Raw genomic sequence first — 20,841 nt, 5'->3', positions numbered from 1 at the left:
GTCGTAGGGGCTCAGACCATGTGGCGACGGTCAGACGATCAGGTCGTCGAACTCGCCGTCCTTTGCTCCGTTGAGGAACGCTGCGATCTCGTCCCTGCTGTAGACCAGTGCCGGGCCCTCGGGGTAGCGCGAGTTTCTGACGGCAACCCCGCCGTCGACCAACGGTGCCAGCTCCACGCAGTTGCCCACCGCTCCGCTGTGCCGGCTCTTGCGCCAGTCAGCGTTGGGAAGCTGCTTCGCGGGCATGCCGTTCTGGATGTTCGTCATCCGAACCCCACCCTTCCCCGACTCTCGTCTTGCACGGATCATCTGCACGTGCAGTTGATCGTGCACCGAAGGTATCAGTTGCAGATGCACGGTTGAATGCACGTGCAGATCACTGAGACCGTGATCACACGGATGGGGGTACGCGGAACGACGGCACTCGGTGCCGGTTGCATGGCGAACGTAGGTTCTTGATCGGCCGAACGGCCTATGAACTGGGAATTTCCCGAGTTTCGCTCAGAATTCGCGGAGGCGGTCCTGCAGCATCTTGCGGGTGCCCTCCGGGGTCAGCGCGTCCACCGCGAGGCGGTGGCTGACCTTGCTGTAGACCTCGATCTCCTCGGGTTTGTCCAGGTACAACGCTCCGCAGAGGTGTTCCAGGTAGACGATGTCCGGGATCTCCGGCTCGGCGAACCGCAGGATCGTGTAGGCGCCTTCGGCGGCGGAGCGGCCGAGCGCGAACGGCAGCACCTGCAGCGTGACGGTCGGCAGCTTCGTGGCGTCGAGCAGTGACTCGATCTGCTCGCGCATCACGCTCTTGCCGCCGATCGGGCGATGCAGCACCGATTCGTCGATCACCGCCCACACGCGCGGTGACTTCGGCTGGGCGAACATCCGCTGCCGCTGCATGCGCAGCCGGACCCGGCGGTCGACCTCCTCGTCCTCGGCCTCCGGGCGGCCCTGGCTGGCGACGGCGCGGGCGTAGCGCTCGGTCTGCAGCAGACCCGGGATGAACTGGAGCTCGTAGGTCTGGATCCGGGAAGCGGACTCCTCCAGGCCCACGAAGTCCTGGAACCACGGGGCCATCAGGTCGTTGTAGCGGTTCCACCAGCCCGGCTCGTTGGAGCGGCGCACCAGGTCCAAAAAGGACTCGCGCTCGGACTCGTCCGCGACGCCGTAGAGGGTCAGCAGGTCGGCGACGTCGCGCTCCTTGAAGCCGACGCGGCCGAGCTCCAGCCGACTGATCTTCGAGCCTGAGCCGCGGATCGCGTAACCGGCGTCCTCGCGGGAGATCTGCTTGGCCTCGCGCAACCTGCGCAGCTGGCTGCCCAACACGAGACGGCGGGCCGTGGGGCCGCTTCCCGTGGCGCTGTCCGGGGCCACGCAAGACCTCCTGCAGGAGTTTTTCCGATGCTCTACGACCCGTTGTCGAGTCGGAGGTGTGGAACGTTACGAGAGGCGATCTTAGTGGAATACCGCCGAAGGTCCAGTAGCTCGCCCCGGCCCGATCGGGGTTTCCCAGGTCAAACCCGCGAAATCAGCGGATTGCGGAGTGTTGGAATCCGGGTGAATCCGCCGAGCGGGTCGATCAGCGGCCGAAATCACTCGTGCGGGGCGGTTCGCCGGAGGAAACGCGGTAGTTAGGCTCGTCGATGTGCTGACTTTGTCAACGGTGAATGTAAATGGTTTGCGCGCCGCCGCGAAGAAAGGTTTCGTCGAGTGGCTCGCCGGAACCGGTGCGGACGTGATCTGCATGCAGGAGACGCGCGCCGAACCCGACCAGCTCACCGCCGAGGTGCGCGAGCCGGTGGGCTGGCACGCGACGCTGGCCCCGAGCTCGGCGAAGGGCCGCGCGGGCGTGGCGATCTACAGCCGAACCGAACCGGAGGACGTGCGCATCGGTTTCGGCTCCGCCGAGTTCGACGACAGCGGCCGCTACCTGGAGTTCGACCTCCCCGGCGTGACGGTCGCGAGCCTCTACCTGCCCAGCGGCGAGGTCGGCACCGCGCGGCAGGACGAGAAGGAGCGCTTCATGAAGGAGTTCGGCGAGTACCTCACCGGACTCCGCGAGCGCGCCACCTCCGCCGGGCGCGAGGTCGTGGTCTGCGGTGACTGGAACATCGCTCACCAGGAGGTCGACCTGAAGAACTGGAAGGCCAACCAGAAGTCCGCGGGTTTCCTCCCGGAGGAGCGCGCCTGGCTGACCGAGGTCTTCGAGGCCGGCTACACCGACGTCGTCCGCAGCCTCCACCCCGAAGGCCCCGGCCCGTACTCCTGGTGGTCCTACCGGGGCAAGGCCTTCGACAACGATTCCGGCTGGCGGATCGACTACCAGGTCGCCACCCCCGGTCTGGCCGAGCGCGCCACCGCTGCCGTCGTCGAGCGGGCGCCGAGCTACGACCAGCGCTGGTCCGACCACGCCCCGGTCACGGTCACCTACGACCTCTGATCAGGAGCTCCGCGGCCACGGTGCCGACGTGCGCAGCCGGGGCTTGACCTCCAGATAGCTCGAAGTTCGACACTCGTCCCATGCTGACATCCGACGAAGGGCCGATCCTCTTCCACAACACCATGAAGATCGCCGCCGGGCACCTGGACCAGTTCGTCGAGGCCGTGCGCAGGGCGGTGGCGTTCGCCGAGGTGCACGGGCCGCAGCTGATGGTGGACGTGCACGTCGACGAGGAGCGGATGCTCGCCCACAGCTTCCAGCTCTACCGGGACTCCGACGCGATCCGGGAGCACTGGCGGCTGTCGGACCCCTACATCCGGGGCGTCATGGAGCACTGCGAGGTCGAGCGCTTCGAGGTGTACGGCGCTCCCGACGACGCGGTCCGAGAAGGTCTGCAACCCATGGCGGAAAGCGGAATTCCGCTCACGATCACCGGGAGAACCGCGGGGTTCGCGCGATTCCTGGAGGACCCCGAAAAACTGTGATCTGACAACGCTCGTCGTCAACGTTCGCGATCATGTCATTGAGTGCTGTGAAGAACGGTTCTCCACTTTCAGCGACGGCGCCCCAGCGACTGCGAACGAGCTCCACCGCCGACGTGGCCGATTTTTTTTCAGTCGTCCTTCATGTCAAGCGGTCAGGATTCGGCAGAGCTCTTCGCGTTCCTTGTTGTCGCGCAGCATGTTTCGCGCTCGCACGAGGTGATCGGTCGCGGCGATCTCGACCTCATGCGCGGTGACCTCCGCTCCGGCGTTGAGATGACGAGTCGACCAGTCGACCACCTGCGACCAGGAATAAAGGGCCCACCCGTCCCCGGACATGGCCGGCGGGAATCCGCCGGGTCCGCGCTTGGCCGCGGCGAGCAGCCGGACGCTCTCGTAGCTCCGGTCCAGCCTCGCAGCGACCGTGCGCAGCGACACCAGGTCGTCGGTCTGCACGCCCTCCACGCGAAAACCCGCGCGTTCGGCATCCTGAATCGCTGAGACCAAGGCTTGGGCGAGACTGTCGGCTTCCCTGGTGAAGTCGAGCAGTCCGACGCGATCCCGCTCTTCAACCGCAGCATCATCACAACCTGCCTCGAAGAGCGCGTCGTGCTCCTCCTCGCTCGGAACGCGATCGAGGATCAGCGTGAACTCGTGGCTGTTCATGAGCACTCCCGGTGTCGTGCGCAGAATCGGTGGATCTTGGCGGCATCGTTCTCGGGCACCCTGGGCGTGCACCAGACGGAGAACCTTCCCTTGCAGCGCATGCAGACGATCACGCCCCAGCGGTGGCCGCCGTGTCGCTCGATCACGATTAGGCCCTGTTCTCTGGCGTGCTTGATCGCCTCGGCGATGGCTTTCTTGGGATGCCGCCCGCTGCTGATCACGTTGTGAGTATCCAACTGAGTGTTGTGAGTGTACAACACACGACCGGGTGGTGTCAGCGGGCGATGTGTTCGTTGAGGGGGACCGAGGGGTCTTCGAGGGCTTGGCGGTCGATCGTGGTGGCCGAGGTGATGAGCGTTTTGAGCTGGTCCCCGACGTCCCAGATGTTGACGTTCATCGCTGCCCGGACCCGGCCCTCGGCGAGCCAGAAGGCGATGAACTCGCGGGCTTCGACGTCGCCGCGGAACAGGACCTCGTCGTAGCCACCGGGGTCCACGTGGCCCAGGTACTCCATGCCCAGGTCGTACTGGTCGGTGAAGAAGTACGGGAGCTCGGAGTAGGTGGTGTCGCCGCCGAGCATCGACGAGGCGGCCACGGCGGGCTGGTTCAGGGCGTTGGCCCAGTGCTCGACGCGGATCTGCTTGCCCAGCAGCGGGTGGAAGGCGTTGGCCACGTCGCCGGCGGCGACGATGTTCGGGTCCCCGGTGCGCAGCGTCGCGTCGACCAGCACGCCGTTGTCCACGCGCAGCTTCGCCTCGGCGGCCAGCTCCACGTCCGGGTCGGCGCCGACCGCGACCAGCACCGCCTGGGCCTCGATCTCCAGGCCGTCGGTGAGCCGGACGCCGGTGACCTCGCCGGACGGGGCGAGGATCTCGTCGACGGCGGTGGTGAAGCGGAACGCCACGCCCCGGTCGCGGTGCAGCGCGGCGAAGACCTCCGCGACCTCGCGGCCCAGCACCCGCAGCAGCGGCAGCTCGGCGGTCTCCACGACCGTCACCGCCACCCCGGCCTCGCGGGCCGCGGCGGCGACCTCCAGGCCGATCCAGCCCGCACCGACGACCACCAGGTGCTCGATGCCGGACAGGGCCTGCTTGATGCGGTCGGAGTCGCCGACCCGGCGCAGCTGCAGGACGCCGTCGGCGTCGTGGCCCGGGACCGGCAGGGAGCGCGGGTGGGCGCCGGTGGCCAGCATCAGCTTGTCGAAGTCGAGGTGCGACCCGTCGGCGAGCTCCAGCCTGCGCAGCGAGCGGTCGATGCGCCGCGCGGAGGTGTTCAACCGCAGGTCGACGTCGTTGTCGGCGTACCAGGACTCGGGGTGGACGTAGGCGGAGTCGAACTCGGCGCTGCCCATCAGGTACTCCTTGGACAGCGGCGGTCGCTCGTAGGGGCGGTGCGATTCATCGCCCAGCAGGGTGATCCGCCCGTCGAATCCCTGGTCGCGCAGCGCCTCGGCGCACTTCGCGCCGGCCATGCCCGCGCCGACGATCACGAAGTTCTCGGAATCTCCCACCCCCGAAGCGTCCTGCCACCACCGGAACCGGGCAACCGGAGCCGCCGACCTCGGACCAGGCGCTTTCGGGTGAACCGACCGCCGGGCCCCTCAAGATGAGAACCGGGCTTTTCGACCCGTCGAACACCGCAGTTCTCGACCGCGCGAGAACTGCGGTATTCGACTTGAGGGCCTTATCGGGTGACTGCGTCGAGGGCGTCGATGAGCCCCGAGCCGTAGAAGCCGGCTCCGGTGGGGCCGCCGGCGCAGACCGCGTCGACGACGCCGTCGCCGTCCCCGTCGTAGTCCTTCGGGCAGGGCAGCGGGTCGGACCGGTCGTTCATCGCGCCGATGACCTGCTCGGCCGTCCAGTCCGGGTGGGTGCTGCGGACGAGAGCGGCGACGCCCGCGGCGTGCGGGCCCGCCATGGAGGTGCCCTGCATCCAGCCCCAGCCTCCGCCGGGAACGCTGGAGAGGATCCGGCCGTTGGCCGACGGGGTCTGCGGGATCTGCTTCGCGTCGCCGCCCGGGGCGGTCACCGAGATCGAGCCGAGTCCGTAGTTGGAGTAGTACGACTTGACCGCGTTCACGCCGACTGCGGACACCGACACCACGCCCGGCAGCTCACCGGGCAGCACGTGGCACTCCGGACCGGTGTGCCGGTCCTGGGTCGGCCCGCCGTTGTTCGGGCTCTCGGTGTCGTGGATCGGCTGCGACAGGTCCCAGTTGCTGTTGCCCGCCGAGACCACGTTGACCACGTCGTGGCCCTGCGCGTAGGCGACGGCGCGGCGGACCGCCTCGGCGGCGGCCCTCTGGTCCGGGTCGCTGTCGCACCACAGGAACCACGGGTCGACGAAGTAGGAGTTGTTGGTGACGTCGAAGTCGTGCTCGGCGGCCCAGATGAACCCGCAGATCGCGTACTCGGGGTAGATGAACCCGCCGTCGTCGATGACCCGCACCGACGCCAGCGTGACGTTCGGCGCGACCCCGGCGACGCCGACGCCGTTGCGCGCGGCGGCGATGGTGCCCGAGACGTGCGTGCCGTGGTCCTGCGTCGGGTCCTGCGGCTGCCACGCCTCCTGGTTCTGGTCCGGCACGCCCTCGTCGACGCAGCTCACCGAGCGGGACACGTCGAGGTTCGGCGCCAGGTCGGGGTGAGCGGGGTCGATGCCGTAGTCGAGGACGCCGACGGTGATGTCCTCGCTGCCCTGCGAGATCGCGTGGGCCTGGTCGGCCTTGATCTGCGGCAGGTCCCACTGGTCGGCTTCCAGCGGTTCCTCCCCGTCGACCGCGGCGGCGCCGACGCCGCTCGCGTGGCCTTCGAGGGTCTCCAGCCGGGTGGACTCGGTCGGCGGCAGCTGCTCGGCGAGGTTGCGGCTCGCGCCCGCCTGCTCCACGCCCGGCTGCTCCCGGACGGTCGCGGCGAAGGCGGGATCGGGCGAGCTGGCGACGACCACGCCGATCTGCGGCCAGCTCTGCACGACGGTGCCGCCGACGGCGCGCACCGAGTCCTCGGTCTGCGCGAGCCCGTCGCCGACCGGGCCGACGACCACGAAGTGCGCCGGAACGGCCGAGGTCGCGGGCGCTTGTGGCGCCGAACCCAGCAGACCTGCGGGCAGCAGCAACGTCAGGGCGAGGGCCGATCCCGCGATCCGCAGCGAACGACCACTCCTACTTCTGCGTGACAACTTGTCCCTCCCGTGGAGACGAAGAATTGGTTCACCCAGTGGCATTCGTCGGATTTTGCGCCTGATTCGGGGACACCCGGTAGGTCTCAACGGAGCAATTCGATAGCCGAAAGTGAGGGACTGCGCACTCGCGGGATGGCTGGGCAACGACTTCGAGCAGACTTAGAGTCGTCAGGTGTCGGTTGCAGATCTGAACATCACCCCGCCGGAACAGACCCCCAGCGCATCGGCGATGCGGCGCGCGCTGCGCCGCGCCACCGACGGTGTCACCCTCGACGCCACCGAGGCCGCGGTTCTGCTGCACGCGCGCGGCGATGACCTGGACAAACTCCTGACCGCAGCGGGCAGGGCCCGCGATGCCCACCTGGTCGCCGAAGGCCACCCGGACGTCGTCACCTACAGCCGCAACGTGTTCATCCCGCTGACCAGGCTGTGCCGGGACCGGTGCCACTACTGCACTTTCGCCACGGTCCCGCACAAGGTCGAGTCGGCGTTCCTGGAGCGCGACGAGGTCCTGGAGATCGCCCGCCAGGGCGCGGCCGCGGGCTGCAAGGAAGCCCTGTTCACGCTGGGCGACCGCCCCGAGGAGCGCTGGCCCGCCGCCCGCGAGTGGCTCGAAGCGCGCGGCTACTCCTCCACAGTGGACTACGTCCGGGCCTGCGCGATCGCGGTGCTGGAGGAGACCGGTCTGCTGCCGCACCTCAACCCGGGCGTCCTGTCCTGGTCCGAGCTGACCAGGCTCAAGCCGGTCGCGGCCAGCATGGGGATGATGCTGGAGACGACCTCGGAGCGGTTGTGGAGCGAGAAGGGCGGCCCGCACTTCGGCAGCCCGGACAAGGAACCCGCCGTCCGCAAGCGGGTCCTCACCGACGCCGGGCGCGTCGCGGTGCCGTTCACCAGCGGAATCCTCATCGGCATCGGCGAGACCCGCACCGAGCGCGCCGAGTCGCTGCTGGCGCTGCGCCAGTCCGCCCGCCAGTACGGGCACATCCAGGAGATCATCGTCCAGAACTTCCGGGCGAAGCCGGACACGGCGATGCGCAGCATGCCCGACGCCGACCTGGACGACCTGGCCGCCACGATCGCCGTGGCCCGGCTGCTGATGCCCTCCGGGGTGAGCGTGCAGGCGCCGCCGAACCTGGTCGGCGAGGAGCACCTGCTGATGCTGCGCGCAGGAATCGACGACTGGGGCGGCGTCTCGCCGGTGACCCCGGACCACGTCAACCCGGAGCGCCCGTGGCCGCAGATCGACGAGCTCGACGAGCTCACCGGCCAGGCCGGGTTCGCGCTGCGGGAGCGCCTGACGGCCTACCCGCGCTACGTGCGCAAGGGGCTGGCCGGGGACAGCACGCAGTGGCTGGACCTGCGGGTGGCCTCGCACGTGGACGCGCTGTCGGACGCCGACGGCTTCGCCGATCCCGATGCCGAGATCACCGGTAGGGAGTGGCAGGAGCCCGACGGCGGGTTCGAGTCGATCGGGCGCACCGACCTGCACCGCAGCATCGACACCGACGGCCGCACCGAGGACCGGCGCACCGACTTCGACACCGTCTACGGCGACTGGGACGAGCTGCGCGGCCAGGTGCCCTCGGCCGCGTCGCCGGAGCGGCTGGACGCCGACGTCAAGCAGGGGCTGCGGCTGGCCGAGTCGGACCCGGCGGTGCTGCTGGAGGAGCAGCACCACGAGGCCGCGATGGCCTTGATGACCTGCGACGGAGCGGCGATGGACGAGCTCGCCGGGATCGCCGACCGGTTGCGCCGCGAGGTCGTCGGCGACGACATCACCTACGTGGTCAACCGCAACATCAACTTCTCCAACATCTGCTACGTCGGCTGCCGGTTCTGCGCCTTCGCGCAGCGCGAGCGCGACGCCGACGCCTACCGGCTCTCGCCGGAGGAGGTCGCCGAGCGCGCCGACGAGGCGTGGCGGGCCGGGGCCACCGAGGTGTGCGTGCAGGGCGGCATCGACCCGCGGCTGCCGGTGTCGGGCTACGCCGACCTGGTGCGGGCGGTGCGGGCGCGGGTGCCGGAGATGCACGTCCACGCGTTCAGCCCGATGGAGATCGTCAGCGCCTCGGCGAAGGCCGGCGTGTCGGTCGAGGACTGGCTCGCCGAGCTCAAGGAGGCCGGTCTGGGCAGCATCCCGGGCACGGCGGCCGAGATCCTCGACGACGAGGTCCGCTGGGTGTTGACCAAGGGCAAGCTGCCCGCGGCCGAGTGGATCGAGGTGGTCAGCACGGCGCACCGGCTGGGCATCCCGTCGTCGTCGACGATGATGTACGGCCACGTCGACCACCCGGAGCACTGGCTGGGGCACTTCCGCACGCTGGCGGGGGTGCAGGACCGGGCGCGCGAGCACGGGCAGGCCGGGTTCACCGAGTTCGTGCCGCTGCCGTTCGTGCACCGCAACGCCCCGATCTACCTGGCGGGCCTGGCCCGGCCGGGGCCGACGCGGCGGGACAACCGGGCGGTGCACGCGATGGCCCGGGTCCTGCTGCACGGCCGGATCGACAACGTGCAGACCTCGTGGGTCAAGCTCGGTGATTCCGGGACCACCGAGGTCCTCAACGGCGGTGCCAACGACGTCGGCGGGACGTTGATGGAGGAGACCATCAGCCGGATGGCCGGGTCCGAGCACGGGTCGGAGCGCAGCGTCGAGGAGCTGCACGAGCTCGCGGGTCGCGCGGGCCGCACCGCGCGGCAGCGCACTACGACGTACGGGCGAGTGGGTCAGGTGCAGCTCGGCATCAGCGCTGTTTGAAGCCCTGAATGCTCCATTTGAGTGAGATTCAGGTCTCTCGGTGACGCTTGGTGGGGTCGGTGAGCCGCTGACCCCACCGCTCACCTGCGAAAGCCGTGATCAACAACCCGGGGGAAACTACTTAGGTCCGGAAAATATGATCACCCCGTCGTGGTTGGTTTACGCAAGGCAACCGCGATGGCAACAGGCGGTCGGTACTGTCCGCCATCGGACCACACGAGTAGATGGCCCCCGAAAGGGTCAACTTTCGCAGGGAGGCACGCTCTTGCGTAGCCGAATATCTCGCGTGATCGGGCGGGTTTCCGCACCCGGTGCCGTCGCGGCAGCGCTCCTGCCGGCGACCGCGGGCCTCGCCGAAGCCCAGTCCGAAGCCGCCGTCCTGGCGGCGCCGTCGATGGATTCGCTCGGCCCGGTCGGCCTCAGCGCCGTCGTGCTCGGCGTCGCGGGCATGGTCGTCGGCGTCTTCCGGAAGAAGAAGATCCAGCCGGAGAACCAGCGCAAGGGTTGAGCCCGGTCCCGGGCGCGGGGCGGCTCTTGCGAGAATCGGACTCGTGAGCAGCGACAGCCCCGCAACCCAGACCAGCGGCCGGTCCGAGGGCCGACGGCCCCGCGTCCTGTCCGGCATCCAGCCGACGGCCGACTCCTTCCACCTCGGCAACTACCTCGGCGCCCTGCGGGAATGGGTCACCATGCAGGACACCTACGAGTGCTTCTACAGCGTCGTCGACCTGCACGCGATCACCGTCGAGCAGGACCCCGAGCTGCTCCGGCAGCGCACCCGGCTGTCCGCGGCCCAGCTGCTCGCCCTCGGCATCGACCCCGACCGCTCGGCGCTGTTCGTGCAGAGCCACGTCCCCGAGCACGCCCAGCTGTCCTGGGTGCTGGAGTGCATCGCCGGGTTCGGCGAAGCGGGCCGGATGACCCAGTTCAAGGACAAGTCCGCCCGCCAGGAAGCCGACCACGTGAGCGTCGGCCTGTTCACCTACCCGATCCTGCAGGCCGCCGACATCCTGATCTACCAGGCCGACGCGGTTCCGGTCGGCGAGGACCAGCGCCAGCACCTGGAGCTCACCCGCAACCTCGCGCAGCGCTTCAACTCCCGCTTCGGCGAGACCTTCACGGTTCCCTCGGCGCACATCCCGAAGGACACCGCCAAGATCTACGACCTGCAGGACCCGACCTCCAAGATGAGCAAGTCGGTGCCCAGCGGCGTGATCGAGCTGATGGAGGAGCCCAAGCGCTCGGCGAAGAAGATCCGCTCGGCGGTCACCGACACCGAGCGCGAGATCCGCTACGACGTCGAGAACAAGCCCGGCATCTCCAACCTGCTGGCGATCTACTCGGCGCTGACCGGCCAGAGCGTCGCCGAGCTCGAAACCGCCTACGACGGGCGCGGCTACGGCGACCTGAAGAAGGAGCTCGGCGAGGTCGTCGTCGAGTTCGTGACGCCGCTGCAGCAGAAGGTCAACGGCTACCTCGACGACCCGGCCGAGCTGGACAAGGTCCTGCAGCGCGGCGCGGACAAGGCCCGCGAGGTCACCGCGCAGACCCTGCAGGCCGTGTTCGAACGGGTGGGATTCCTGTCTCCGTTGCGCTGACGTGATCAACCGCCGGTAGCCTGCCACCGTTCGGGGGAACGCCGTTGGGTGGGAGGCGCACCGTGGCGGAGCAGCTGGAGCAGCAGGAGCGATCGGGTCACCAGGAGCCGGAGGGGCGCCTGGCCCGGTTGCGTCGGCGGCACGAGTGGCTCGACCGGTTGGTCCGCGCCGCCACCGGCTACCAGCAGCAGTACGGCGACTACTACGCCGCCGCGATCACCTACTTCAGCGTGCTGGCCCTGGTGCCGCTGCTGATGATCGGGTTCGCGGTGGCCGGTTTCGTGCTCGGCGGCAACCCCGACCTGCTGGCGAGCCTCCGGCAGTCGATCACCTCGGCGGTCCCCAGCCCGGCGATGAGCGAGATGCTCAACAAGGTCGTCGACCAGGCCATCGAGCAGGCCGGGGCGGTCGGGATCATCGGCCTGCTCACCGCTCTGTACTCCGGTCTGGGCTGGATGACGAACCTGCGCGAGGCGCTGACCGCCCAGTGGACGCAGATCCCCAGCGCCCAGCCGATGCTCAAGCGGATGGCCTCGGACCTGGTGTCGCTGCTCGGTCTCGGGCTGGCGATGGCGCTCTCGTTCGGCATCAGCGCGCTCGGCGGCGGCGCCGGGCGGATCCTGCTGGAGGCCGCCGGGTTCGAGCGCAGCGCGATCGCCGGGGTGGTGCTGCGGGTGCTGTCGGTCCTGCTGTCGCTGCTGGCCGGGTGGCTGGTGTTCGTGTGGGTGCTCGCGCGCCTGCCGCGCAAGCCCGTGACGTTGCGCAGCGCCATCTGGGGCGGGTTGTTCGCCGCGGTGGGCTTCGAGATCCTCAAGCAGGTCGGCGTGATCTACCTGAACACGGTCACCAACTCGCCCGCCGGGGCGGCGTTCGGCCCGATCCTGGGTCTGCTGGTGTTCGCCAACCTGATGTCGCGGTTCGTGCTGTTCGTGACCGCCTGGACGGCCTCCGCCCGGGAGAACCGCGATGCGGCCGCGGTGCCCGCCCCGGGACCGGCCGTCATCCGCCCGACGGTCCGCCTCCACCGCCGGCCCGGCGCCCGCACCACCGCCGGTCTCCTCGGCGCGGGCGCGCTCGCGGGCTGGCTGCTGGGCAGGCGCCGGGACTCCTAGCGGCGCTCGGGTTCCGCCACGCGGTCGACCACGGCAACGGTTCTCAGGGGTGCTCCGCGGACTCCGCTGCCGCCTGGCGGCGGGCCTGGGCGAGCTGGGCTCGGCGACGACGCAGCAGCACGGCCGCGGCCACCGCGACCAGCGCCGCGGCGAGCAGCAGCAGCGGGCCGGTGATCGTGCCGAAGAACGACGAGTCGCGGACGCCGACGCCGTCGGCTCCCGGCGGCGGCAGGTCGGCGCGGGCGGCCGGGGCCACCGCCTCCGGGGCGCGCGGCGAGGTCGTCACCAGCTCACCCACCGCGGTGCCCTTGGGCAGCGAGAAGCCGTAGTCCAGCAGCGCCATCGCCTGGTGCGACAACCGCACCGGGTGGTTCTCGCCGCGCACCAGCACCGCCACCAGGCGGCGCCCGTCGCGCTGGGCGGAGCCGATGAAGGTGTGCCGGGCGTCGTCGGTGAACCCGGTCTTGCCGCCCAGGCCGCCCGGGTAGTTGCGCAGGACCTGGTTGTCGCTCCACAGCTCGTACGGCGGCTGCCCGGGGGCGCCGGGCAGCACCATCATCGGCGTGGCGATGGCCTGGGCGAACGCGGGTTCGCGCATCGCCAGCCGGAAGATCGTGGCCAGGTCGTAGGCGGAGGTGCTCATCCCGGCACCGTCCAGTCCGGACGGTGTGGCGGCGCGGGTGTCCAGCGCGCCGATCTCGGCGGCCACCGCGTTCATCTTCCGCAGCGCCACGTCGACGCCGCCCATCTTCACCGCCAGGGCGTGCGCCGCGTCGTTGCCCGAGCCCATCAGCATCGCCTGGAAGACCTGCCCGACGCTGTAGGTCAGGCCGGGCTGCAGCCCGATCCGGGTGCCCTCCTGGTTGGCGTCCTCCTGGGTGGCGACCAGGGTGTCGTCGAGCTTGAGCTCGCGCAGCGCGGTCAGCGCGGTCAGCACCTTGATGGTGGAGGCCGGGCGCTGCCTGCCGTGCGGGTCCTTGGCCGCGAGGACCTCACCGGTGTCGAGGTCGGCGAGCACCCAGCCCGCGGCGGCGTTGGCGACGTCCGGCGGCGGACCGGGCCGGTCCTGGGCCGTCCGCAGCTCGCAGCCGGCCATCGCGTCCCCGCCCACGGGTGTATCGGGGACCGGCACCGGGGCGGGCGCGGGCTGGCCGGGAGCCGGGACCTCGGAGGTGTCCACCGGCGGCGGAGGCGCCTCGACGTGCGGGCAGGCAGGCGCCTGCGCGGCGGCGGGTGCGGTGGTCAGGAGCGGGAGAGCGGCGAGCATCGTGGCGAGAATCGGCCAAAAAGGTGATTTCGCACGGGATTTCGCCGAGCGGTGTGGACGCGGAGGCACACGGGAGAGGTTAACGGGTCCCGTCCATGAACGTCCGGCGCGCACTCGACCCGGGACCCCGGGTGAGCCCGGTAACAGCGGATACTCGGGGACGTGACGATTTCTCGCCGAGTTGCGCTGTTCCTGCTGGCCTTCGGGGTCTGGTCCTACCTGCTGTGGCCGACGTTCATGCGCAACATCTGGAACAGCGACCGCTCCTGGGCGCAGGGCAGCCCCACGGCCTACCTGATCGTCCACCTGGTCATCGCCGTGGTCTCGCTCGTCCTGGGCACCATCATCGGGGTCCTCGGCTGGCGCGCCTTCCGAGCCACCCGTACCTGAACGTGATCCCCTGAACGTGACAACGGCGCCCACCCGTGTGCGGGGTGGGCGCCGTTGAGCTGTGCCGGTCAGCGGCGGCGGAACATCAGCGCGCGCTTGACCTCCTGGATCGCCTTGGTGACCTGGATGCCACGCGGGCAGGCGTCCGTGCAGTTGAAGGTCGTGCGGCAGCGCCACACGCCGTCGACGTCGTTGAGGATGTCCAGGCGCTCCTCAGCGGCCTCGTCGCGGCTGTCGAAGATGAACCGGTGCGCGTTGACGATCGCGGCCGGGCCGAAGTAGTTGCCGTCCGACCAGTACACCGGGCACGACGTGGTGCACGCCGCGCACAGGATGCACTTGGTGGTGTCGTCGAAGCGCTCCCGCTCGGCCACCGACTGGATCCGCTCGCGGGTCGGCTCGTTGCCCTTGGTCTGCAGGTACGGCTGCACCGACCGGTAGGCCTCGAAGAACGGCTCCATGTCCACGACCAGGTCCTTCTCCAGCGGAAGGCCCTTGATCGGCTCGATGGTCAGCGTGGTCTCGCCGTCCTTCTTCAGCATGTCCTTCATGAGGACCTTGCAGGCGAGCCGGTTGACGCCGTTGATCCGCATCGCGTCCGAGCCGCACACGCCGTGGGCGCAGGAGCGGCGGAACGTGAGCGTGCCGTCGACGTACCACTTGATGTAGTGCAGCAGGTTGAGCACGCGGTCCGACGGCAGCGCCGGGATCCGGTACGACTCCCAGTGCGGCTCCTCGTCCTGCTCCGGGTTGTAGCGGAGCATCTTGACGGTGACCATGACCGCGTCGTCCGGGATCGGCGGGGCGTCAGCCGGGATCTGCGTGGGGTTCGGGTCTGTGGTGGCGGCAGTCATCAGTACTTACGCTCCATCGGCTGGTACCGGGTGACGGTGACCGGCTTGTAGTCCAGGCGGATGTCGGCCTGGAACCCGGTCAACCCGAGCGGCGCGTTCGGATCTTCGGACTCGGGCAGCACCTTGTACTGCATGCTGTGCCGCATGAAGTTGGTGTCGTCCCGGGAGGTGTAGTCCTCGCGCGCGTGACCGCCGCGGGACTCCTTGCGGGCCAGGGCCGCGTTGACCAGGGCCTCGGCCAGGTCGAGCAGGAAGCCCAGCTCGATGGCCTCCAGCAGGTCGGAGTTGTACCGCTTGCCCTTGTCGTGCACGGCGATCCGGCCGTAGCGCTCCTTGAGCGCCTGCACGTCCGACAGCGCCGTCTTCAGCGTCTCCTCGGTGCGGTACACCGAGGCGTTGGCGTCCATCGTCTGCTGCAGCTCGGTGCGGATGGTCGCGACCCGCTCGCCACCGGTGTTGGTGCGCAGGTGGTCGACCATGCCCTCGACCAGCTTGGCCGGGTTCTCCGGGATGTCGACGAACTCGGCGCTGTGGGCGTACTCGGCGGCGGCGATGCCCGAGCGGCGGCCGAACACGTTGATGTCCAGCAGCGAGTTGGTGCCCAGGCGGTTGGAGCCGTGCACCGAGACGCAGGCGCACTCACCGGCGGCGTAGAGGCCGCGGACGACGTTCTCGTTGTCCCGCAGCACCTCGCCCTGCACGTTCGTGGGGATGCCGCCCATCGCGTAGTGCGCGGTCGGGTAGACCGGGACGGGCTCCTCGGTCGGCTCGACGCCCAGGTAGGTGCGGGAGAACTCCATGATGTCCGGGAGCTTGGACATCAGCAGGTCTTCACCGAGGTGGGTGACGTCGAGGAGCACGTAGTCCTTGTTCGGACCCGCTCCGCGACCTTCGAGCACCTCCAGGGCCATCGATCGGGCGACGATGTCGCGCGGAGCGAGGTCCTTGATCGTCGGGGCGTAGCGCTCCATGAAGCGCTCGCCGTCGGCGTTGCGGAGGATGCCGCCCTCACCCCGGACGCCCTCGGTGATGAGGATGCCCAGACCGGCCAGGCCGGTCGGGTGGAACTGGTAGAACTCCATGTCCTCCAGCGGCAGGCCCTTGCGGTAGATGATGCCCATGCCGTCACCGGTGAGGGTGTGCGCGTTGGACGTCGTCTTGAAGACCTTGCCGAAACCGCCGGTGGCGAACACGACGGACTTGGCCTGGAAGACGTGGATCTCGCCGGTGGCCAGCTCGTAGGCGATGGCGCCGGTGCAGACCTGCTCGCCGTTGGCGTCCTCGCTCATCATGACGTCGAGGACGTAGAACTCGTTGTAGAACTCCACGCCGTGCTTGACGCAGTTCTGGTACAGCGTCTGCAGGATCATGTGGCCGGTGCGGTCCGCGGCGTAGCAGGCCCGGCGGACCGGGGCCTTGCCGTGGTCGCGGGTGTGACCGCCGAAGCGGCGCTGGTCGATCTTGCCCTCGGGGGTCCGGTTGAACGGCAGCCCCATCTTCTCCAGGTCCAGGACCGCGTCGATGGCCTCCTTGGCCATGATCTCCGCGGCGTCCTGGTCGACCAGGTAGTCACCACCCTTGATCGTGTCGAAGGTGTGCCACTCCCAGTTGTCCTCTTCGACGTTGGCCAACGCCGCGCACATCCCGCCCTGCGCCGCACCGGTGTGCGAGCGGGTGGGGTACAGCTTGGTCAGCACCGCGGTCCTGGCGCGCTGGCCGGACTCGATCGCGGCGCGCATCCCGGCGCCACCGGCGCCGACGATGACCACGTCGTACTTGTGGAATTGCATGGTCGCCTCCTCGGGCTGTGGCGGGACCCGCGATCGGCTCAGCCTCGCCACGCTGTGGTCGTCTCTGCGGCGCTAGCCGATGTTCGGGTCGAAGGTGAAGATCACGAAGCTGCCCAGACCCACGGTCAGCAGGACGGAGACGTACAGCAGCATCTTCAGCCAGAAGCGCGTGCCGTCTTTTCGGGAGTAGTCGTTGATGACGGTACGAAGCCCGTTGCCGCCGTGCAGGCCGGCCAGCCACAGCATCGTCAAGTCCCAGAACTGCCAGAACGGGGAGGCCCAGCGGCCCGCCACGAAGGCGAAGTTGATCTTGTGGACGCCGCCGTCCAGGAACAGCATGATCAGCAGGTGGCCCAGCACCAGGAACAGCAGGACCACACCGGACAGACGCATGAACAACCAGGCGTAGAGCTCGAAGTTGTTGCGTCGTGCGGCGGACCGGCTCGGGGTGCGCGGCTTCTCCACGGCGAGAGGTGCGTCGGTGACGGACATTGGCGCTTAACCCCCGAGGATTTCCGTGACGGCGCGGGTGAGCATGCTGATCGCGGCCGGGATCATCAGGACGAGCCAGAGCCCGATCACGGTCCACAGCATCGGCTTCTGGTACTTCGTGCCCTGGGACCAGAAGTCGACCAGCATGACGCGGATGCCGTTGAACGCGTGGAAGAGCACTGCGGCCAGCAACCCGAGTTCGAACAGGATCATCACTGGGTGCTTGTAGGTCTCGATGACCGTGTCGTACGCGTTGGGCGACACCCGGACGAGGGCGGTGTCCAGGACGTGCACGAACAAGAAGAAGAAGGTGAGTACGCCCGTGATCCGGTGGGCGACCCACGACCACATGCCCAGATCGCCGCGGTAAAGACGTCCCTTGGCGCGCACGCTTTCGGCGCGCGTCGGTGCGTCGGCCGCGGAGGCGGTGGTGCTGGCCATGGTGGAAGGCCTCCAACCTCGCTGGTGGACTGGCGGCCCCGCGTTCGGGAACGAGGGCGGCCGGCCCCGAGTTGCAGTTGGTCCCAAGCGATGTTGGGTGCATTCCCGTCACCGGCCACGAACTGGGGCCTTGACGAATGGGATGCTAGACCCGACTAATCGCCTCGGCCTACTCGCCCGAGCTGTCTGTGATCGACCAGACAAGCCGGGTGGCGGGGTTAATCGAGCAAGAAATCATTTCGTGACGCGCGAGCAATGCGTAAGCAGCAGCGTCAAGCCTTAATTTCGAGAGTCACGTCACCGGCTGACGTGCGCCGAGTCCTGAGCGTGAGATCCACCCGAAAGTGGATCTTCGCTCGGGCGCCGCTCGTCCCGCTGATCCGGGGCGCGGCCGGGGGAGGCTCGGTGCCCTCGGATGAAAGGGGAACGGCATGCGGCGAACGCCGACATCAGCACGGCGCTCGGGTGCCGGACGACGCGGAGGCGTCGCGACGGTCGCACTGCTGCTCACCGGCGCGTTAGCGCTGGCGGGCTGCGCGAAGGACACCGGCGGTGGGAGCGCCGACGGGGGGAGCGGGCCGTGCCGGTTGAACGCGCCGCCCGCGGCGACGGCGGCGCCGGCCGGCTCGACGACCCAGCAGCTGCCGCCGCCGAACGCGAGCGGGATGCGGGTCGGGTTGGCCTTCGACATCGGCGGTCGCGGGGACGCCTCGTTCAACGACGCCTCGGTCGCGGGCCTGGACCGGGCCAAGGGCGACATGGGCCTGGGCGAGACCAAGGAGCTCGACGCCGGGGCCGGTGAGCCGGAGGACGCCAAGCAGACCCGGCTGCGCCAGCTCGCCCGCGAGGGCTTCAACCCGGTCATCGCGGTCGGCTACGCCTACGCCGACGCGCTCAAGATCGTCGCGCCGGAGTTCCCCGGGACGAAGTTCGCCATCATCGACGAGCAGATCGACGGCGTGCCGAACGTGACCTCGCTGGTCTTCGCCGAGGAGCAGGGCTCCTTCCTGGCGGGCGTGGTGGCCGCGCACAAGTCGAAGAGCTGCCACGTCGGGTTCGTCGGGGGCGTGCAGACGCCGCTGATCCAGAAGTTCCAGGCCGGGTTCGAGGCGGGCGCCAAGGCCGCCGCGCCGGAGATCCGGATCGAGCAGGAGTACCTGACCCCGGCCGGTGACTTCAGCGGCTTCCAGGACCCGAACAAGGGCTCCGAGGTCGCCACCGGCCAGCTGGAAGCGGGCGCCGACGTGATCTACCACGCGGCGGGCGCCTCCGGTAAGGGCGTGTTCGGCGCCGTCCAGGGCGCGGGCGCGCAGGCCATCGGGGTCGACTCCGACCAGTACAACCAGCCGACCGTGGCCGAGTACAAGGACGTCATCATCAGCTCGATGCTCAAGCGCATCGACCTGGCGGTCTACGACTACATCGCCGGTGTCGCGCGCGACGACCTGAGCACGGTGCCGAAGAAGTTCGACGTCGCCATCGACGGGGTCACCTACTCCACCTCGGGCGGCAAGATCGACGACCTCAAGCAGACCCTCGACGCCTACAAGGCGGCCATCGCGAGCGGCCAGATCAAGGTCCCCGAACAGCCCTGATCACCCCTGCTGTTTTCGTCGGGTCGAGAACCGCGGTATTCGACCCGACGAAAAAACAGCGGTTCTCGGCCGGTCGAAAACTGCGGTAATCGACCGGCCGAGAACCTCGGAATTTCGTCCTCGGGGCGGTGAGCGCGTCGTGCCGTTGGCGTGTTCACGCCAAGAACGCCGGTCGCGCGGTGAAACCGTCCACTGTTGAGCGTCCCCCTGGTTCGCTGCCGGTGAGACCCGTCCAGGAGCGCCATGAACACCTCTGCCGAACCCGACCCCGGTGACCCGCCCGCCGTCGAGCTGACCGGGATCACCAAGACCTTCCCCGGCGTCGTGGCGAACTCCGACGTCAACCTCCGCGTGCGCGCGGGCGAGGTGCACGCGCTGTGCGGGGAGAACGGCGCGGGCAAGTCGACCCTGATGAAGATCGTCTACGGGATGCAGGCGCCGGACTCGGGAACCGTCCGGGTGCGCGGCGAGGAGGTCGTCTTCCGCACCCCGGCCGAGGCCATCGAGGCCGGCATCGGCATGGTCCACCAGCACTTCATGCTCGCCGACAACCTGACCGTGCTGGAGAACGTCGTGCTCGGCGCCGAACGCGCCCACGGCATCGGCGCGGAGGCGCGCCGCCGGATCCGGGAACTCGCCGAGCAGGCGGGTTTCGAGGTGCGGATGGACGAGCTGGTCGAGCGCCTGGGCGTGGCCGAGCGGCAGCGGGTGGAGATCCTCAAGGTCCTCTACCGGGGCGCGCGGATCATCATCCTCGACGAGCCGACCGCCGTGCTCGTGCCGCAGGAGGTCGACGAGCTGTTCGCGACCCTGCGCACCATGCGCGAGCAGGGGTTCACGTTCCTGTTCATCTCGCACAAGCTCGACGAGGTGCGCGGCATCGCCGACACCGTCACGGTGCTGCGGCGCGGCACCACCGTGGGCACCGTCGCCGCCTCGGACGTCAGCAGCCGCGCGCTGGCCGAGATGATGGTGGGCAGCGAGCTGCCCGTCCCCGAGCGCGGACCGTCCACGGTGACCGACCGCGCGGTGCTCTCGGTCACCGGGCTCGACGCGCTCGAAGGGGACCGCCCGGTGCTCGCCGGCATCGACCTGACCGTGCGCTCCGGCGAGGTCGTGGGCATCGCCGGGGTCGAGGGCAACGGCCAGACCGAGCTCGTCGAGGCGATCATGGGCATGCGCCCGATCACCTCCGGTCGGATCGAGCTGGAAGACCGGGACATCACCGGGCTCGGCACGCTGGCCCGGCGCGAGGCCGGGATCGGCTACGTGCCCGAGGACCGGCACCGCCAGGGGCTGCTGCTCGACGAATCGCTGTGGCAGAACCGCGTCCTCGGCCACCAGACCCGGCCACCGGTCTCCCGGGGCCCCTGGATCGACCGGCAGGGCGCCAAGGACGACACCCGGCGCGTCGTCGAGCGGTTCGACGTGCGCACCCCCGGCATCGACGTCGACGCCGCCGCGCTGTCCGGCGGCAACCAGCAGAAGCTCATCATCGGCCGGGAGCTGTCCGGCGACCCGAGGCTGCTCATCGCCGCGCACCCCACCCGGGGCGTGGACGTGGGCGCGCAGGCGGGCATCTGGGAGCACCTGCGCAGCGCCCGCGCCGAGGGCCTCGCGGTGCTGCTGATCTCGGCCGACCTCGACGAGCTCATCGGCCTGTCCGACACCGTCCGGGTCATGTTCCGCGGCCGCCTCGTGGCCGAGGCCGACCCGCGCTCGGTGACGCCCGAGCAGCTGGGAGCTGCCATGACCGGTACTCAGGAGGCGGTGTGAGACACA

At 69.4% G+C, this 20,841-nt stretch carries 20 protein-coding genes; 9 read left to right on the top strand and 11 right to left on the bottom strand.

All coding sequences use genetic code 11. The features are described from left to right. Positions 1-30 precede the first annotated feature (30 nt). Together QFW96_RS09565 and QFW96_RS09560 are read right to left on the bottom strand one after the other, a co-directional pair. Entirely contained in the window at positions 31-267 is a 237-nt protein-coding gene (locus tag QFW96_RS09565; RefSeq protein WP_093413953.1) for a DUF397 domain-containing protein, read from the bottom strand. A 234-nt stretch (positions 268-501) separates the two neighbouring features. Beyond that, the gene (locus QFW96_RS09560; RefSeq protein ID WP_281455223.1) at positions 502-1,368 is read right to left on the bottom strand and encodes a helix-turn-helix domain-containing protein; all 867 of its coding nucleotides are present in this window, start codon (positions 1,366-1,368) and stop codon (positions 502-504) included. A gap of 271 nt (positions 1,369-1,639) precedes the next feature. Between QFW96_RS09560 and QFW96_RS09555 the strand changes: the two genes are divergently transcribed. Together QFW96_RS09555 and QFW96_RS09550 are read left to right on the top strand one after the other, a co-directional pair. After that, positions 1,640-2,434, top strand: coding sequence for an exodeoxyribonuclease III (locus QFW96_RS09555; protein ID WP_281455222.1), 795 nt, complete (start codon positions 1,640-1,642; stop codon positions 2,432-2,434). Between the two features lie 80 nt (positions 2,435-2,514). Beyond that, entirely contained in the window at positions 2,515-2,919 is a 405-nt protein-coding gene (locus QFW96_RS09550; RefSeq protein ID WP_281455221.1) for a hypothetical protein, read from the top strand. Between the two features lie 144 nt (positions 2,920-3,063). Here the strand turns inward: QFW96_RS09550 and QFW96_RS09545 are convergent, their stop codons facing one another. From QFW96_RS09545 to QFW96_RS09530, 4 genes are all read right to left on the bottom strand, one after another. Continuing rightward, entirely contained in the window at positions 3,064-3,582 is a 519-nt protein-coding gene (locus QFW96_RS09545; protein ID WP_281455220.1) for a hypothetical protein, read from the bottom strand. After that, positions 3,579-3,803: a hypothetical protein gene (locus QFW96_RS09540; RefSeq protein ID WP_281455219.1), complete on the bottom strand. Its 225-nt coding sequence runs from the start codon at positions 3,801-3,803 to the stop codon at positions 3,579-3,581. Before QFW96_RS09540 ends, QFW96_RS09545 begins: the two co-directional genes overlap by 4 nt. 53 nt (positions 3,804-3,856) lie before the next feature. Then, positions 3,857-5,092: an NAD(P)/FAD-dependent oxidoreductase gene (locus QFW96_RS09535; protein ID WP_281455218.1), complete on the bottom strand. Its 1,236-nt coding sequence runs from the start codon at positions 5,090-5,092 to the stop codon at positions 3,857-3,859. A 173-nt stretch (positions 5,093-5,265) separates the two neighbouring features. After that, positions 5,266-6,759 carry a S8 family peptidase gene (locus QFW96_RS09530; protein ID WP_281455217.1) on the bottom strand — a complete coding sequence of 498 codons (1,494 nt, stop codon included), beginning with the start codon at positions 6,757-6,759 and terminating at the stop codon, positions 5,266-5,268. 175 nt (positions 6,760-6,934) lie between these two features. Between QFW96_RS09530 and QFW96_RS09525 the strand changes: the two genes are divergently transcribed. From QFW96_RS09525 to yhjD, 4 genes are all read left to right on the top strand, one after another. Further along, positions 6,935-9,520, top strand: a complete 2,586-nt coding sequence (locus QFW96_RS09525) for a bifunctional FO biosynthesis protein CofGH (RefSeq protein WP_281455216.1) — start codon at positions 6,935-6,937, stop codon at positions 9,518-9,520. A gap of 286 nt (positions 9,521-9,806) precedes the next feature. Beyond that, entirely contained in the window at positions 9,807-10,028 is a 222-nt protein-coding gene (locus QFW96_RS09520; protein ID WP_281455215.1) for a hypothetical protein, read from the top strand. Between the two features lie 43 nt (positions 10,029-10,071). Then, positions 10,072-11,118, top strand: a complete 1,047-nt coding sequence (gene trpS, locus QFW96_RS09515; RefSeq protein ID WP_281455214.1) for a tryptophan--tRNA ligase — start codon at positions 10,072-10,074, stop codon at positions 11,116-11,118. A gap of 62 nt (positions 11,119-11,180) precedes the next feature. Next, complete coding sequence (gene yhjD, locus QFW96_RS09510; RefSeq protein WP_281455213.1) at positions 11,181-12,230, top strand: inner membrane protein YhjD; 1,050 nt, start codon at positions 11,181-11,183, stop codon at positions 12,228-12,230. Between the two features lie 43 nt (positions 12,231-12,273). Here the strand turns inward: yhjD and QFW96_RS09505 are convergent, their stop codons facing one another. Further along, the gene (locus QFW96_RS09505) at positions 12,274-13,497 is read right to left on the bottom strand and encodes a D-alanyl-D-alanine carboxypeptidase family protein (RefSeq protein WP_281455212.1); all 1,224 of its coding nucleotides are present in this window, start codon (positions 13,495-13,497) and stop codon (positions 12,274-12,276) included. A 162-nt stretch (positions 13,498-13,659) separates the two neighbouring features. Between QFW96_RS09505 and QFW96_RS09500 the strand changes: the two genes are divergently transcribed. Next, positions 13,660-13,887, top strand: a complete 228-nt coding sequence (locus QFW96_RS09500; protein WP_281455211.1) for an SCO4848 family membrane protein — start codon at positions 13,660-13,662, stop codon at positions 13,885-13,887. Positions 13,888-13,955: 68 nt separating this feature from the next. On the opposite strand, the gene QFW96_RS09495 is transcribed toward QFW96_RS09500, so the two are convergent. The 4 genes from QFW96_RS09495 to sdhC all read right to left on the bottom strand — a co-directional run bounded on the left by QFW96_RS09495 (position 13,956) and on the right by sdhC (position 17,464). Next, positions 13,956-14,741, bottom strand: a complete 786-nt coding sequence (locus QFW96_RS09495; RefSeq protein ID WP_281455210.1) for a succinate dehydrogenase iron-sulfur subunit — start codon at positions 14,739-14,741, stop codon at positions 13,956-13,958. Continuing rightward, complete coding sequence (sdhA, locus tag QFW96_RS09490; RefSeq protein WP_281455209.1) at positions 14,741-16,531, bottom strand: succinate dehydrogenase flavoprotein subunit; 1,791 nt, start codon at positions 16,529-16,531, stop codon at positions 14,741-14,743. The genes QFW96_RS09495 and sdhA overlap by 1 nt, the downstream gene beginning before the upstream one ends. A gap of 72 nt (positions 16,532-16,603) precedes the next feature. Then, positions 16,604-17,023, bottom strand: coding sequence for a succinate dehydrogenase hydrophobic membrane anchor subunit (locus tag QFW96_RS09485; protein ID WP_281455208.1), 420 nt, complete (start codon positions 17,021-17,023; stop codon positions 16,604-16,606). Positions 17,024-17,029: 6 nt separating this feature from the next. Then, positions 17,030-17,464 carry a succinate dehydrogenase, cytochrome b556 subunit gene (gene sdhC / locus QFW96_RS09480; RefSeq protein ID WP_281455207.1) on the bottom strand — a complete coding sequence of 145 codons (435 nt, stop codon included), beginning with the start codon at positions 17,462-17,464 and terminating at the stop codon, positions 17,030-17,032. A gap of 431 nt (positions 17,465-17,895) precedes the next feature. Between sdhC and QFW96_RS09475 the strand changes: the two genes are divergently transcribed. Continuing rightward, complete coding sequence (locus tag QFW96_RS09475) at positions 17,896-19,059, top strand: BMP family lipoprotein (protein WP_281455206.1); 1,164 nt, start codon at positions 17,896-17,898, stop codon at positions 19,057-19,059. Positions 19,060-19,302: 243 nt separating this feature from the next. Next, positions 19,303-20,835: an ABC transporter ATP-binding protein gene (locus QFW96_RS09470; RefSeq protein ID WP_281455205.1), complete on the top strand. Its 1,533-nt coding sequence runs from the start codon at positions 19,303-19,305 to the stop codon at positions 20,833-20,835. Positions 20,836-20,841: the final 6 nt, after the last annotated feature.

The organism is Saccharopolyspora ipomoeae, from assembly GCF_029952525.1.
Lineage (GTDB): Bacteria > Actinomycetota > Actinomycetes > Mycobacteriales > Pseudonocardiaceae > Saccharopolyspora > Saccharopolyspora ipomoeae.
The sequence above is the reverse complement of the archived record's forward strand: the minus strand, read 5'-3'. Positions and strand labels throughout refer to the sequence as shown.

Excerpts from the sequence above, each read along its gene's own strand:
- QFW96_RS09565 (WP_093413953.1), bottom strand. The coding sequence starts at position 267 with ATGACGAACATCCAGAACGGCATGCCCGCGAAGCAGCTTCCCAACGCT.
- sdhC (WP_281455207.1), bottom strand. The coding sequence starts at position 17,464 with ATGGCCAGCACCACCGCCTCCGCGGCCGACGCACCGACGCGCGCCGAA.
- QFW96_RS09470 (WP_281455205.1), top strand. The coding sequence starts at position 19,303 with ATGAACACCTCTGCCGAACCCGACCCCGGTGACCCGCCCGCCGTCGAG.
- QFW96_RS09550 (WP_281455221.1), top strand. The coding sequence starts at position 2,515 with ATGCTGACATCCGACGAAGGGCCGATCCTCTTCCACAACACCATGAAG.
- QFW96_RS09545 (WP_281455220.1), bottom strand. The coding sequence starts at position 3,582 with ATGAACAGCCACGAGTTCACGCTGATCCTCGATCGCGTTCCGAGCGAG.
- QFW96_RS09505 (WP_281455212.1), bottom strand. The coding sequence starts at position 13,497 with ATGCTCGCCGCTCTCCCGCTCCTGACCACCGCACCCGCCGCCGCGCAG.
- QFW96_RS09475 (WP_281455206.1), top strand. The coding sequence starts at position 17,896 with ATGCGGCGAACGCCGACATCAGCACGGCGCTCGGGTGCCGGACGACGC.
- QFW96_RS09495 (WP_281455210.1), bottom strand. The coding sequence starts at position 14,741 with ATGACTGCCGCCACCACAGACCCGAACCCCACGCAGATCCCGGCTGAC.
- QFW96_RS09485 (WP_281455208.1), bottom strand. The coding sequence starts at position 17,023 with ATGTCCGTCACCGACGCACCTCTCGCCGTGGAGAAGCCGCGCACCCCG.
- sdhA (WP_281455209.1), bottom strand. The coding sequence starts at position 16,531 with ATGCAATTCCACAAGTACGACGTGGTCATCGTCGGCGCCGGTGGCGCC.